Origin of the sequence: Gordonia sp. UBA7860, assembly GCF_002500165.1 — a bacterium.
Lineage (GTDB): Bacteria > Actinomycetota > Actinomycetes > Mycobacteriales > Mycobacteriaceae > Gordonia > Gordonia sputi.
In genome coordinates, this window is sequence record NZ_DLSO01000007.1 from 43,629 (window position 1) to 57,395 (window position 13,767).

Sequence of the window (13,767 nt, forward strand, 5' to 3'; positions counted from 1 at the left end):
CGCACGCCGACGCGCACCGTCAGGCCGGGGCCAGGCTCGTTGGGCGCCCGGTCACACGGGCAGGACGACGTCGTTGATCAGCGCCATTCGGACCCAGTCCACGAACACATTCCACAAGCCCGTCACCAACATCACGCCGACACCGACCAGCAGGACGCCCCCGACGATCTGAATGGTGCGGGCGTGGCGGCGGAGGAAGCCAAGGCTGCGGACGGCCCATGCCGATGAGAACGCCAGGACCACGAACGGGACACCGAGGCCGAAGCAGTACGCGACGACCATCAGCGCGCCGCGGAACGGCGCGTCGCCGTTCGTGCTGATCGCTAGCCCGATGACGGCACCGAGGGTGGCACTGCTGCACGGTATCCACCCGATGGCGAACACGGCCCCCAGCAGCGGCGCGCCGACCATACCGGTGCGGCGGTGAGGCGTCATGCGGCGTTCTCGCCGGAAGAACGGAACCACGCCGACGAATACCAAGCCCATCACGATGGTCACGACCCCGCCGACGCGTTGCATCACTGCCAGGCGGGCCTGATCGAGGAAGACCGAGGTCACACCGAACAGCGCCACCGTGGCCAGGACGTAGACGAGCGTGAAGCCCAGGACGAACAGCCCTGCCGCGGCAACCACCCGCCACCGGCCGGACTTGGGGCCCTCACCGACCTGGACGGCGGGAGCTTCGGCACCGACCAGCCCCGCCAGATACGACAGGTAGCCCGGCACCAGAGGCACCACGCACGGCGAGGCGAAAGAGATGATCCCGACCAGCGCCGCGACACCCAGGCCCAGCAGCAGCGGACCACTGGTGACCGTGGCCGCGAACGTCGTTCCCAGATCCGCCAGAAACCACTGATTCACTGCGGCGCCGCCTTCTCCTCGGCCACCGTCACAACGGCAGCACGCAATTCGGCCTCGGTGATCGCTCGAAGGAACAGCTTCGCTGGGCGGTGCTGGCGGTCGAGGATCAGAGTGGTCGGGACAACACCCACGGGGACTCCGAGTGCGGCAAGGGTGGCGCCGCCGTAGTCGAAGATCGACCGATAGGGCACCTTGCGGTCGGTGGTGAAATCCTGTGCGGTCGAGCGCGAATCACGAAAGTTGATCCCCACGAACTGCACCCCACGGGCGCGGGTGTCGCGGTAGACGTTCTCCAGTGCCTGAAACTCGGTACGGCACGGTGGGCACCACGAAGCCCACACGTTCACCACAACAACGTCACCGCGGTAATCGGCGAGCCGGACAGTTCCCCGGTCGAACAAGTCCTCACCCTCGACCGCGCCGATCGCACGCCGCATGGCGGGCGCGTAGTCGATGACCGTCTGACCGTCAGGGGAGACGAACTGATTGGCGCGCACCGCAGACACGGCATCAGTGCCGGTACCGCACGCGGTCAGCACCGTGGCACCGATGAGCATCGCGCCGACGAGCGCCTGCGCGCGTCGCCGACGGCCACGCGCGCAGTCCGGCATCCTCTCGTCGATCCGGTACCTGTCCTCGGAAATGTGTCCGGGTGCCACACAACCACCTCCATCTACTAAGGAGAGTAGTACTAACTTGCTTAGTAAATGGTGAGAGTGATCGATGCCCGGGTGCTGACGGTGGCCGGCGGCGGACTAACCCGGCTAGCGGTCCAAGACTGCGCGCGTCGTTGATCCTGGATGCAGGTCGAGTCTGCGCAGCAGTTGTGCGTTCAGGGCCACGACGATGGTCGACAACGACATGAGGATCGCGCCCACCGACATCGGCATGACAAATCCGATGGGTGCAAGCACTCCGGCCGCGAGCGGGACGGAGATCAGATTGTAACCGGCCGCCCACCACAGGTTCTGTTTCATCTTGCGGTACGCCGCTCGCGACAGTTCGATCACCGAGAGCACGGAGCGGGGATCGTCGCTGGCCAGGATGACACCGGCCGAGGCGATAGCGACATCAGTACCTGCGCCGATCGCCAGACCGATGTCGGCCTGGGCGAGCGCGGGAGCATCGTTCACCCCGTCTCCGACCATCGCCACCCTGCGACCTTCGGTCTGCAGTTCCTGCACCTTGGCGGCCTTGTCTTCGGGACGGACACCGGCGAAGACACGGTCGATGCCGAGTTCATGAGCAACGGCATTCGCGACAGCTTCAGCGTCACCGGTGATCATCACGACCTCGACGCCCTGCGCATGGAGCGCATCGACAGCCTCGCGTGACTCGCGGCGGATCTCGTCGGCGAGTTTCAATGCGCCGATCAGCCGCCGGTCTTGAATGACATGCAAGATGATCGCCCCGTCCGCACGCCAGCGATCAGCGACAGGCAGTTCGTTGAGGTGTTCTTCGGCGAGCAGGTGCGGGCCCCCGACCCGCACTGTCGTTCCCTCGATCGTCGCGGTGACCCCCACTGCGGGCGATGAGGAGAAATCGCTGCTGGTCGGGACTCTGAGGCTGTGGCGATCGGCGGCGCCGACGATCGCGCGTGCGAGGGGATGCTCGCTGTCGGACTCAGCGGCCGCCGCCAACGCCAGCAACTGATCCTCGTCGACGTCGTCGACGGCAAAGACATCCGTGACAGTGGGTTCGCCCCGGGTGAGCGTGCCGGTCTTGTCGAATAGGACGCTGTCGACCGTCCGCATGCTCTCCAACGCAAGTCGGTCTTTGACGAGTACGCCGCCCCGGGCCGCACGCTCGGTCGCAATCGAGACGACGAGCGGAATCGCTAGGCCCAGAGCGTGCGGGCACGCGATCACCAAGACGGTGATCGTGCGAACCACCGCATCATCGGGCAAGCCGATCGCCGTCCACACAATCGCGGTGATCGCCGCGGCTCCGAGGGCAAACCAGAACAGCCATCCGGCCGCGGTGTCGGCGAGTCGTTGAGCACGAGACGACGAGTTCTGAGCATCGGTGACAAGCCGTTGGATCCCGGCGAGAGTCGTCTCGTCGCCGGTGGCCGTGATCACGATTCGTAGTCCTGAATCGGAAGCGACCGTCCCCGCGGTCACGGTGTCGCCAACACTGCGGGTGACCGTCTGGGACTCACCGGTGACCATCGATTCGTCCATCGCCGCACGCCCCTCGACGATCCGGCCGTCGGCTGGGATGCCCCCGCCGGGGCGAATGACGACGGTGTCGCCGACCTCCAGATCGGCGGGGGCCACGGCCTCGATTTGCCCGTCTCGGACACGTTCTGCTTGGTCGGGCAGAAGCGCGGCCAGGGAGTCCAGGGCCGAGGTGGTCTGGGCCAGCGACCGCATCTCGATCCAGTGGCCCAGCAGCATGATGACGATCAGCAGCGCCAATTCCCACCAGAACTCCAGTTGATGACTGACAAGTCCCAGCGTCGCCGCCCAGGACGCGAAGAACGCCACCGTGATCGCCAGTGCGATCAGAAGCATCATCCCGGGTTTCCGCGTCCGCAGCTCGCTCAGAGCGCCGGCCAGGAACGGCCAGCCGCCCCAGAGGTACATCACGGTGCCGAGCGCGGGCGCGATCCATTCGGCCCAGCCGGGGACCGAGTAGCCGACCAACATCGCGAACATCGGCGAGAAGGCGATTACCGGAACCGCGATGATGAGGTTGATCCAGAACAGTCGGCGAAACTCCCCGACGTGGTCACCGTGCCCACCATGCCCCCCGTGCGCACCGTGGTGGTCCCGGTGCCCACTGTGGTCTCCGTGTCCACTGTCGTGGTCCAGGTGCCCGCTACGCCCGCTGGGGGTGCCATGCTCTCCGTGATGGTCGGCGTGGTCGTTGTGATCTCGACCGTGCTCGCCGTGTTCGTTGTGCCCGCTGTGCGGTGGGTCTGCGACAGCATTGTGGCTCTCAGGCACTGCCGCGTCATGGCGGTCGACGCCGTGTATGGGGGCGCCGCCGACGTCTCGGTGGTGGTGGTGCGCGTGGGGGTCAGTCATCCTGCTGCCTTCCTCATCGTCATTCCCCAGCTGGGTTGGTGACTGTTGAAGTCGTCACCACCCCCGGCTCAAGACGTCGGTTGAATTTCGCTCTCGACGACCCACTTATGGTTGGTCATCTTCATGCCGTCCGCCTCGTAATCGACCATGTAGACGGTCTGGTCGGTGGAGCTGGCGATTGTTGCCTTCGCCCCCTTCATGCCCGTCATGTGATCGGCCTCGAGGGTGACTTCGGTGCCATCGGCCAGACGTCGATCTCCTGCGTTTTTGATCTCCTGTTGGACTACCCACTTGTGATCCTTGACCGGCTGGCCGCCGGTGGTCGGGGTGAAGTTCACCGAGTAGGTGTAGGTGTCGAAGGCGCCGACGATTGTGGCCCGCGCACCGTCCATGCCCGCCATGTGGTCTGCGGTCAGCATGACCTGGCTGCCGATCGGAAACTTGGGTGCTGAGACCGCCTTGATGCCGGCAGGTGCCGGTCCGCCGTCCATCGGGTGGTCCATCGGCGAATCGCTCATTGCTCCGGCACTGCTGGCCATGCTGCCACTGTCATGGCCTTGGTGGTCCTGGCTTTCGCCGGCACTGCAACCGGCCAGAACCAGTACTCCGACGAGTATTCCGGCCGAGACGGCCGTCATGAGAGGCTTGCGCATGTGGTCTCCTATCCACTCTGATCTCACCGAACGACGCACCGGTGTGGTGCATCGCCGTTTTCTCCGTTGTCGGCCGATTGCGCTTTGCTCGGCGGCCGCACAGGGCTGAAGGTGTAAAAGTGCGTTAACCCGCGAACGTCACGCCGACAGCAGGACGCGAGCTGGCGTCCATCAAATCCGCACTGCCGAATAGCCGGCCGCTGTGACTGCGTCGACCACCGCGGCCTCGTCGACGAGGCCGACGGCGGTGACCACGAGCCTGCCGGTCTGCGCGCTCACCTGAGCGTCCTGAACACCCTCTACGGCTGCGACTTCCTCGCGCACCGAGGCCTCGCAATGCCCGCACGTCATGCCTGTTACCTGATACTCGCTCGACGACATGTCTTCCCACCTCTCCAGTTGATACCCCATGGGGGTATGATGTTCCGATGACGATATACCTGCCGCCGGCCGTGATGCAAGAGTGCCGCCGCGCATCGCAGGTCAGGCGACCTGGCGAGAGCTGCCAGGTGTGGGGCGACTCGGTCAGTTGCGGTTGACTACGTCTGCACGTGACCGTTCGGGCGTCTCGGCGGTGTACTGATCAGTGAGACCGAGACGGAGGTGTTCGCTATGATAAACGGCCTCGTCAAGCAGTTGAGCGACGTGGGTGTCATAGAGGCTGTACACAATGCTGCGGCCGTTGCGTACCCCCGTGACCAGGCCCAGGTTCCGTAACAGTCGTAGTTGGTGCGAGACCGCGGACGGCTCCATCTGCACGGCCGCCGCAAGTTCTCCCACAGCCATGGCTCCGCCTTGAAGCTCGGATAAGATCCGCAGCCTGCTCGGAGTCGCCAAAGCCTGCAGGGTGGTGGCGACGCGGTCGGCGGTCGCCGCGTCGAGTGAGGTCGTTGTCTCGCCGCCACTGCCGATCCGGTGTCCCATGATCAACATCATACTTCGCACTACTCACATGAAGAGGTGTTCATATATTCTGATTTGGTGATTGATTCGAACCAGAGAGAGTGACCCGGGATGGACATGGCGACGACACAGGTCGACCAAAGCAGGGGTGCCGCGAGGCGTGGCTATGCCGGGGCGCGGACCCGTCCATGGGACCTTGCCGAGGTCCGATGGGCAGTGGCCGCATTGGTGTTGTTCGTGGCCGGGCTGGCCGCGCAGCTCGGCGGCACGGCGCCGGCAGTGTGGTGGACGCTATATCTGGCCTGCTATGTCGTCGGTGGGTGGGAGTCGGCGCTGTCCGGTCTGCAGGCGTTGCGCGAGAAGACTCTCGACGTCGACCTGCTGATGGTTGTGGCCGCGATCGGTGCTGCCGCGATCGGGCAGGTCACCGACGGTGCCCTGTTGATCGTCATCTTCGCGACTTCCGGCGCCTTGGAGGCCTGGGCGACGGCTCGCACCGAGGATTCGGTGCGCGGACTGCTCGACCTTGCGCCGAGTCGGGCCACGGTCCTTGGCGCCGGCGGGCACGAGCAGATCGTTGACGCCGCGGGGTTGGTCGTTGGCGACGTGATCCGGGTCCGCCCCGGTGAGCGTATCGCCGCCGACGGCACCGTCATCGACGGTGCCAGTGAAGTCGATCAGGCCACCATTACTGGGGAGCCGCTACCGGTGATCAAGCGGGTCGACGACGAGGTCTTCGCCGGTACGGTCAACGGCACCGGCGCACTGACAATCCGCGCTGACCGGCCTGCCGCCGACTCGGTCGTCGCGCGTATTGCGGCGATGGTCGCCGAAGCGTCGCAGACGAAGGCGCGAGCACAGCTGTTCATCGACAAGGTCGAACAGCGGTATTCGATCGGCATGGTGGCCTGCACGCTCCTGGTGTTCGCGATTCCGCTCGCGTTCGGTGCCGAACTGCAGCCGTCTTTGCTGCGAGCGATGACGTTCATGATCGTTGCGTCGCCGTGCGCGGTGGTCTTGGCGACCATGCCGCCGTTGCTGGCCGCCATCGCCAACGCAGGTCGCCGCGGCGTCCTTATCAAATCAGCGGTGGTCATGGAAAATCTGTCGACGATCGACACTGTCGCATTCGACAAGACGGGCACAATCACCTCCGGCCGTCCTGTCCTGGCCACCGTCGACCTCACCGGGCAGGGCCTCGACCTCGGCCACGGCATCGACACGGTCCTCAGCGTCGCCGCAGCCGTCGAGTCACTCAGTGAACACCCACTGGCGGCGGCCATCGTCTCAGCTGCCCATGAGCGAGGGCTATCGGTCCCGCCGGTGGAAGGCTTTGCCGCGCAGCCGGGGAGCGGTGTGACCGGCGTTGTTGGCGGGCACCAGATCGCGGTCGTGTCTCCACACACCTCGGACACCCCCGCGGCGGTCGAGGTCGCCGAACTCGTTGCTGCCGCCGAAACGCGAGGCGACACCGCGGTCATCGTCGTCGACAACGGGGCGGCTATCGCAGTGTTGGCTCTGGGCGACTCGCAACGCGTCGACGCGGCCGCCAGCGTGGTCGCTCTGACTGGCGATGGAGTGAGTACCGTCCTGTTGACCGGTGACAACGCAAAAGCCGCGGAACGCGTCGCGGCCGACGTGGGCATCGTTGACATCCATGCTGAATTGCTCCCGGAGGGCAAAACGGACGCCATTGCCGCCCTGCACGCTGGCGGTCGCACTGTCGCTATGGTCGGCGACGGGGTCAACGACGCGCCCGCGCTCGCTGCGGCCGAGGTTGGGATCGCGATGGGCGGCGCCGGTTCTGATCTGGCGTTGCAGGCTGCCGATGTCGTCGTCGTCCGTGATGATCTGACCGCAGTGCCCTCGGTCCTCGCTTTTGCTCGGCGGGCGCACCGTGTCGTCGTCGCCAACCTCATCATCGCGGCGACGTTCATTGCGGTACTGGTGCTCTGGGACCTGCTCGGCACGCTGCCTCTGCCACTCGGTGTCGCCGGCCACGAAGGGTCCACCATCATCGTCGGGCTCAATGGTCTGCGACTGCTCCGGCGTTCTGCGTGGCCACGAATGATTGGGCACTGATCAGCGGAGCCTCCGAAAAACGGCGGCGAATCAGGCGGCTTGTGTGTGCGACGATGACATCCATGGAATCGGTCCGGCCCTCGGTTGCCGCCGTCCACGATCGTGTGACAGTGCATCTGGACGCCCTCGACGACGCGACACTGGTCGACCAACTGCGCACGCTGCTCGGTGCGCGTTTGGTTGCGTATCTGGCCGGCGCGCCCAGCACCGCTGCGGTCAGCGACTACATCACACACGCGGCCGCAGTCCCGGACCACGTCCGAGCCCGTTTGAAGGTGGCCTACAGCGTGGCGGCCCTGCAACACCAGCTCGGCGCTACCCCATCGTTGATCCAAGCCTGGTTCCAAGGACGCAATCCGCGCCTGGATGATCGAGCACCGGCACAGGTCATCGCCGACGATCCCGGCCGCTTCCGAGGCACGCTCATCGCGGCCGCCGTAACTCTGGTGGGTGGCTAGGTGGACACTGACGCCGCGTTTGCGGCCTCCTGGCGGATCGGCAGTCGAATCAATGCCGTTGCTCAGGCCGAGATCCTCGTCGACTCCGTGGTGGGACCGCCACAGCACATTCGGCGACGACTGGATGCCGTCATTGACGACCTCCTCGATCCTGCTGACTAGGCTGGCGAACAGACGAATCAGCCGATGGCCCTACGGTTGGGCGCGATGTGCGCAATGACGTTCTCGAACCGTGGGACGGGACGTGCGCCGGTTACCCGAGAATCGTCGGCGGTCTGTCGTCACTCGTCCGCCGTGTCTAGCCGGCCGTAGAGTTTGGCGATCAGCACGTCCTTGGCGCGAAGTTCTGCGCGGAGGCGACGGAGTTCGGCATCGTTGGCCGTTAACTGAGCGCGAAGCGCCGACACGATGGAGCTGTCGGTGGCTGCAGCCTCGGGTGGCGGGGCGATGGTGGTGTGGGCGCGGATCTTCTCCCGCAGGTCCGGATGGTTGTAAATCGTCTTGCGGGTGACGCCGGCACGTACAGCGACGGCGTTGATGTTGATTGTGGCCCCCGATCTCCGCATGGCGGTGAGGGCCTTCTCAATCCGAGTCCGGACGTCGGCGGAGCGCTGCTGTGCGTGGGCGTTGAGCGCGGCGATCGCCTGATCAGTCGGTGGCGTCATACCCCATCACCTCGGTTCTCAGCTTTCCCTAGTGCGATCTCGTGCAGCCCTCGAGTCTGGATCTGCAGCAGCGGTCGCCGATCGGAGGTGCCGGCCCCGGCCACCGCAGAATCGCGATCGGCCGATGCCTGGTCCTCTTCGGCAGCGAGTCGGGCGATGATGGCATCGAGCGAGGCGATCTCGCGGAGACGTTCGTGGACCCAGACATTCTCGTCGGAAAGTTGCCGACCCGTGCGCTCGTGGTATTGGCGGCGCCGCACCTGGAGAAGCGACTCGGTACGGGTGCGCTGGTCGGCGAGTTCGTCGAGGTGTGTGCGGTCGGTGGCGAAGTGACCGCAGGTCAGGCAGGCGTTGCCTTTGTCGCAGGTCTGCAAGGGCGGCAGCAGACAGACGCCGTTCGGGAGGACGCGGTCGGTGCGTTGGGACAGTTGGGTCATGTCGTAGACGTCGGTGGGGCTGATGCCCAGGTCGGCGCCGTGGGCGCCGATCTTCTTGTGCTTGAGGAACTCCGCTTCCGCAGTGGCTGCGAGGGTGGCCGCGTATCGCAGGGTCATCTCGGGTGAGGCGTGTCCGAGGTAGCGCTGCACGACGTGGATGGGGACGCCGTCATTGAGGAGCTCGGTCGCCCGGGTGTGCCGGAGCCGGTGGGTTTGGGTGAACCTCAGAGGGTTTCCGGCGCTGTCGGTGAGTCCGTGGACTCGGTCGAGTTTGGCCAGTGCGGATCGGTAGGAGGCATACGGGCGGGGGCGTTGCCCCTGAAATTGGTGCCGGACCCCGAGAAACAGGTACTTCGGGGTCAGGTCCGGGTAGTGGTCTCGGTTGTACTGTTGTTGTTCGGCGATGATGTTCACCACGGCCTGCTCAACCAGGATCGTCGGGATGACGCCGTCGACCTTGGTCTGCTGGTACCGGAGTTTGGCGACGAACGCATCGGGGTCGTTACTGTCTACGGGACGTTCGATGCCAGGGATCGCCTCCAGGGGTTCGTGGTCGAGCATCAGGATCTCCGAGGCTCGGCGGCCGGTCAGGGCTTGAAGCAGCCAGATGCGGGCGGTCTGCGGGTCACCGAGGCCGGCAACGACCGATAGGGTTCGGTCGGGGTGGGTGATCGACACCGGGAATCCGCGGTCGGCGGACAGGACGTCGAGGTAGCACAGCATCTGCTGCAGTTCGCTGGTGCTGTACCAGGTCAACTCCCGAACGCGGGAGGAGTGCCGAGTCCGGAACGCCGGCCCCCACAGCCGGGTGTGCGCGGCCGAGACCGCCAGCCAGCGACGATCGCCGGTCGCCGCCGCGGCTTCGGGGGCGTGGTCGGCCATGAACGTGTAGAACACCTGCGTCTGGCTGCGGGCCTCGTCGACGGCCGACGCCGACAACAATCGCCCAGGCCGGGCACAGGCCTGCGGTAAGTGCAGGTAGCCGGAGAAGTCGGTGAACACCTGACGCAATACTGCGGGGTCGGTGCTGATCACTGGATCGTCGATGCCCTGAGCCTGCAGGAACGGCCCGAGAAGGCGGGACAGGGTGCGGGCCCGCTCCACCGCCGACGACCACCGCAGCAGTTCGGTGCTCAGCGCGGTCCGCAACCAGAAGCGGACACCGTCGCGGAGCCAGCGCGGTTCGAGGGTGTCCAAGCGTAGCGCTTTGTCGTGGGCCGGTTCGTGCTCGCGTTGCGGGATCCGCCGATCGGCTCGCAGATCCCAGATGTCGTGCTCCCACCACGGCTTGGTGCCGCAGCGGACACTGACGTGCAGGTGCATCTGCTCGATGAAGTTGGTGATGTTGCGGCGCGAGTTCGCCGACGCCAGGCGGGCATTGCGCTGCTCGAACCCCACCAGCGCCGACCGGGTCAGGTCCGCGACACCCAGGTCGGTCACCGACGTCGGTGGATCACCGTGGACTCGTTGATAGTCGGCGACGGCCGCGGTCAACGTCAGGGAGAACCAGCGCAGCAGGGACGGTTCGATCTTGCGGAGTCCGTCGGCACCGCACAGCCACACCCACCACGCCAGCTCTTGCTGCAAGCGCAGCGGAACCGACTGCGGGGTGAAGTCGTGCCCGTCCGGGTTCCGCAGGTACCGCCGATTGAGCAGAAACACGCGATCGGCGGGCGCCTGGTCGATGCGGTACCGCAGCTGCCGCCATTGATCGGGGACCCGCGCCCACTGCGCCTCCCACAAAGAGTCCCCGGAGGGATCTGCGGCGTCGGCAGGTATCAGCCGCGGGGTGTGGTCAGGTGTCATGGATTCCCCTCCAGCCCGCGACGTAGTTCTTCCACTGCGACAGGGACCGCATCTGCGCGTCTTCGGTCACCCATCCGTAGGTCGAGAGAGTGGTCTGCACATCCTGGTGGCCCAGGCGCCGCATCACCACGTGCGGCGGAGTCCCGTTGAGGAGCAACGCGGTCGCATGCGTATGACGCAGCCAGTGCGGCGACCAGTCGGCCGGCACTGTGTCGGGATGGTGGCGCCGCACCTGGTCGACCCGGGCGTACACGGTCTCCACCCGCATCGGCGCGAACTGCTGCCCGCGAACGAGATTGACGAACACGAAATGTGAATCCAGGTTCTCCACGAGCACGTCAGCGCACATCTGCACGAGCATCCACACGTACTCGGTGTAGAGCGCGGCCAAGTCGTCACCGATGTAGATGCGGCGAGCCCCGGTTTTGGCGCGCAGGCCGTGAGGATGATCATCGCGGCCGACGATGTCGATGGATGGGGTGACGCCGCCAGTGATGTGGAAGTCACTGTGCCGCAACGATAACGTTTCACCCAGGCGCATGCCGGTCTCGGCCAGGACCGCCATCATGAGTCGGTCGCGGAGTCCGACAGGGCCGCCGGTCCAGCCGGTGTCGGTCTGGACCGCACAGTCGTCGAGGATCGCGACCACCTGCGCTGGATCCAGGACCGGCGTCGCAGACTGGTTCGGCAGCCGAGTCCGGTACAACGGCCGCCGGTGATCGCGGTGCGGGCCGACACCGTCGAGGAAGCCCTTGTAGGGGCTCGCCCAGCGTTGGGTCCGGCGGGCACTGTAGAGCCGCTCATACGGTTCGATCAGGTGATGAGCATCGGCGTGGAAGGTGTACAGCGCCAGCACAGCAGCACTGTAGGTGGCGACCGAGGATTCGGCGAGCCACCTCTCCCGCTCGGACAGTCGCGTCACGCCGGGCAGGTCCCCGTACCGCAGGTAGGTCAGGAAGTCGCCGAACCGGGACACCGGAAACTGGTCCCACTCGTCGCCGACATGCTCAAGCAAAGTCCACCAGTATCCCAGGCCACGGGCGTAGCCGCGGACGGTATTAGGTGAGCGGTCCTGATCGCGCAGAAACCGCAGGAACTCGTGCGCAGGCAGAACGGGTAGACCGGTGTCGTCGACGACGGTGTAGGAGTCGGGCCGGTCAGGGAATCTCATTCGCTGTGCTCGGGCCATCACCGCCACCTCCGCCGACGATCACGCTTGCCGCGAACGGTGAGCGCCGGCGAAGTCGACCTCGACAACCGCGCCGCGGCGGCCGGTGACCGACGGCGCGGCCGCTGACGCCGGCGTTGCTACAGCCTTCTGAGCCGGCCCTCGCTGGCCGACCATCAACTCGCCGATCACATCGACCGGCAGGATCAATCGGCGTGCGGCCAGAGCCTGCACAGATTTGGTGCCGTACACCGCTTCGACCCACCTGCTCATCAGGCGAGGACGCTCGGGAAGCCGATCGTCCCAGCCCGGTTCGGTGCGGCCCCAGGTGAACCCGGTATCAGGATTCACCCGCGTATACAACTGCTTGCGCAGCGTCTCGTAACGATGCTCGTCCATGGCGCCGGACTCGTAGAAGTGGCGCAGCAATGCGCCGAGCGAGATGCCCCACTTCATCTTCACCGGAAGGAGATTCACCAACGACGGTGCACTACGCAACGATGCCGACGCATGCGCGTACGGCGCCAGGAACTCCGAAGCGAATCGCGAGGCCTCTTGCTCGCGTTCGTCGGTCATCTCACCGGCATTGCGATGGAGCATCAGGTGCCCGAGCTCGTGTGCGAGCGTCCACCGCGTCCGTTCCCACGAGTCCAACTCCCGCGACGCGACCAGAGGCCGTTCCCGGAATTCTCCGATCCACACCGAGCACCCGAGATGCTTCTCCAGACGTCCGCGTGAATTGCCTTCCAGGCCTTGGGATCCGAATCGTTCACTCCGCATCATCACCGGGATCCCACTTCGTTCCATCAGATGAGTCAGGTCCGCAATCGGCGCATCCGGTCCGACATTGAGCATCTCCCTGGCCGCCGCGGCCGCAGCGACAGGATCCAACGTCGGTCTGGGCTCAATCAGTAAGGGCGGCAACTTCTGCGCAGCATGCAACTGGAGCAGGAAGTCACCTGACAACGCCATCACCTGCGCCATCCGATTTTTCTCGGCAGCGGTCATCGCCTTCGGCGCCCGGAACGACAGATCCGACGGCTCGACCCGCGACACCGGTGCGGTGGTGAAGAACTCCGCAGGAAACCGCAGAACCTCACTCAAATGATCGACGTCCTGGACGGCCAACTCGACGGTCTCCGCGCGCTCCATCCGCGTCAACCGCGCACCAGACCAGCCCATCTTCGCGAGTACTTCTTTGGCGGTCATCCGTCGGAGCAGTCTCGCTTGCCGGACCCTGAGTCCGTACACCTCACATGTGGTCATAACGTCCCCGATTCAAACACTCGCCGACTGACGGTAGCGACCGGGTCTGACAGTTCCGCTAGGCCGGCGAAGGACCGTCGCCCTCCTGAGCCTTGCCCAGCAGGTCGCCGAAGTCGTCGTCGTTCTCGGCGACGACCTGACGAGGCTGCACTTGCCGCGGGAGTGGAGTCGACGCCAAAATCGCCACCGTCGACGATGAATCGATCCCGACCACCGCCGCCAGAAAAACCTCGGCCACCTGCACCGAGTCCGGCGTGAACGAGTAGAGCACGAACCATTCCACTGGGCCCGAGGGAATCTGCTGCTCCGGATCGGGAACAGGGAACGGAAGCACCCAGTCGGCCTCCGCCGGGCCGGAGTCCCGCTCGTCGGGAGTCACCGGAACCGGGCCGGTGCGCACGATTAGACGCTCGCCCTGCTCCGGGATGACCGACGC

14 protein-coding genes and 1 pseudogene are annotated in these 13,767 nt (G+C 65.7%); 4 read left to right on the forward strand and 11 right to left on the reverse strand.

Annotation, left to right across the window (positions count from 1 at the left end):
• Positions 1–51: 51 nt before the first annotated feature.
• From B3T59_RS00985 to B3T59_RS00995, 3 genes are all read right to left on the reverse strand, one after another.
• Positions 52–861 (reverse strand): cytochrome c biogenesis CcdA family protein, encoded by an 810-nt coding sequence (locus B3T59_RS00985; RefSeq protein ID WP_045540370.1) that lies wholly within the window; start codon positions 859–861, stop codon positions 52–54.
• Positions 858–1,472 carry a TlpA family protein disulfide reductase gene (locus B3T59_RS00990; RefSeq protein ID WP_287001281.1) on the reverse strand — a complete coding sequence of 205 codons (615 nt, stop codon included), beginning with the start codon at positions 1,470–1,472 and terminating at the stop codon, positions 858–860. The genes B3T59_RS00985 and B3T59_RS00990 overlap by 4 nt, the downstream gene beginning before the upstream one ends.
• A 153-nt stretch (positions 1,473–1,625) precedes the next feature.
• Positions 1,626–3,521: a heavy metal translocating P-type ATPase gene (locus B3T59_RS00995; RefSeq protein ID WP_006898150.1), complete on the reverse strand. Its 1,896-nt coding sequence runs from the start codon at positions 3,519–3,521 to the stop codon at positions 1,626–1,628.
• Positions 3,522–3,608: 87 nt separating this feature from the next.
• On the opposite strand from B3T59_RS00995, the gene B3T59_RS01000 reads away from it, so the two are divergent.
• A complete protein-coding gene (locus B3T59_RS01000; protein ID WP_231650302.1) occupies positions 3,609–3,935 on the forward strand; it encodes a hypothetical protein in 327 nt (108 codons plus the stop codon).
• A gap of 26 nt (positions 3,936–3,961) precedes the next feature.
• Here B3T59_RS01000 and B3T59_RS01005 read toward each other — a convergent pair whose 3' ends face one another.
• The 3 genes from B3T59_RS01005 to B3T59_RS01015 all read right to left on the reverse strand — a co-directional run bounded on the left by B3T59_RS01005 (position 3,962) and on the right by B3T59_RS01015 (position 5,470).
• Positions 3,962–4,546 (reverse strand): YdhK family protein, encoded by a 585-nt coding sequence (locus B3T59_RS01005; protein WP_006898148.1) that lies wholly within the window; start codon positions 4,544–4,546, stop codon positions 3,962–3,964.
• A 171-nt stretch (positions 4,547–4,717) separates the two neighbouring features.
• Complete coding sequence (locus B3T59_RS01010) at positions 4,718–4,957, reverse strand: heavy-metal-associated domain-containing protein (protein WP_006898147.1); 240 nt, start codon at positions 4,955–4,957, stop codon at positions 4,718–4,720.
• A gap of 114 nt (positions 4,958–5,071) precedes the next feature.
• Positions 5,072–5,470, reverse strand: a complete 399-nt coding sequence (locus tag B3T59_RS01015; RefSeq protein WP_006898146.1) for an ArsR/SmtB family transcription factor — start codon at positions 5,468–5,470, stop codon at positions 5,072–5,074.
• A gap of 96 nt (positions 5,471–5,566) precedes the next feature.
• On the opposite strand from B3T59_RS01015, the gene B3T59_RS01020 reads away from it, so the two are divergent.
• The 3 genes from B3T59_RS01020 to B3T59_RS01030 all read left to right on the forward strand — a co-directional run bounded on the left by B3T59_RS01020 (position 5,567) and on the right by B3T59_RS01030 (position 8,151).
• Entirely contained in the window at positions 5,567–7,531 is a 1,965-nt protein-coding gene (locus tag B3T59_RS01020) for a heavy metal translocating P-type ATPase (protein ID WP_039868140.1), read from the forward strand.
• Between the two features lie 62 nt (positions 7,532–7,593).
• Positions 7,594–7,989: a hypothetical protein gene (locus B3T59_RS01025; RefSeq protein ID WP_006898143.1), complete on the forward strand. Its 396-nt coding sequence runs from the start codon at positions 7,594–7,596 to the stop codon at positions 7,987–7,989.
• The gene (locus tag B3T59_RS01030) at positions 7,990–8,151 is read left to right on the forward strand and encodes a hypothetical protein (RefSeq protein ID WP_156150509.1); all 162 of its coding nucleotides are present in this window, start codon (positions 7,990–7,992) and stop codon (positions 8,149–8,151) included. It begins immediately after the preceding gene.
• A gap of 119 nt (positions 8,152–8,270) precedes the next feature.
• Here B3T59_RS01030 and B3T59_RS01035 read toward each other — a convergent pair whose 3' ends face one another.
• From B3T59_RS01035 to B3T59_RS01055, 5 genes and pseudogenes are all read right to left on the reverse strand, one after another.
• Positions 8,271–8,654, reverse strand: coding sequence for a hypothetical protein (locus B3T59_RS01035; RefSeq protein ID WP_006898142.1), 384 nt, complete (start codon positions 8,652–8,654; stop codon positions 8,271–8,273).
• A complete protein-coding gene (locus B3T59_RS01040) occupies positions 8,651–10,897 on the reverse strand; it encodes a tyrosine-type recombinase/integrase (protein WP_287001278.1) in 2,247 nt (748 codons plus the stop codon). The genes B3T59_RS01035 and B3T59_RS01040 overlap by 4 nt, the downstream gene beginning before the upstream one ends.
• Positions 10,887–12,086 carry a tyrosine-type recombinase/integrase gene (locus B3T59_RS01045; protein WP_006898140.1) on the reverse strand — a complete coding sequence of 400 codons (1,200 nt, stop codon included), beginning with the start codon at positions 12,084–12,086 and terminating at the stop codon, positions 10,887–10,889. Before B3T59_RS01045 ends, B3T59_RS01040 begins: the two co-directional genes overlap by 11 nt.
• Positions 12,087–12,107: 21 nt before the next feature.
• Complete coding sequence (locus B3T59_RS01050; RefSeq protein WP_006898139.1) at positions 12,108–13,331, reverse strand: XRE family transcriptional regulator; 1,224 nt, start codon at positions 13,329–13,331, stop codon at positions 12,108–12,110.
• Between the two features lie 58 nt (positions 13,332–13,389).
• Positions 13,390–13,767, reverse strand: a pseudogene (locus B3T59_RS01055) (hypothetical protein); the annotation flags it as partial.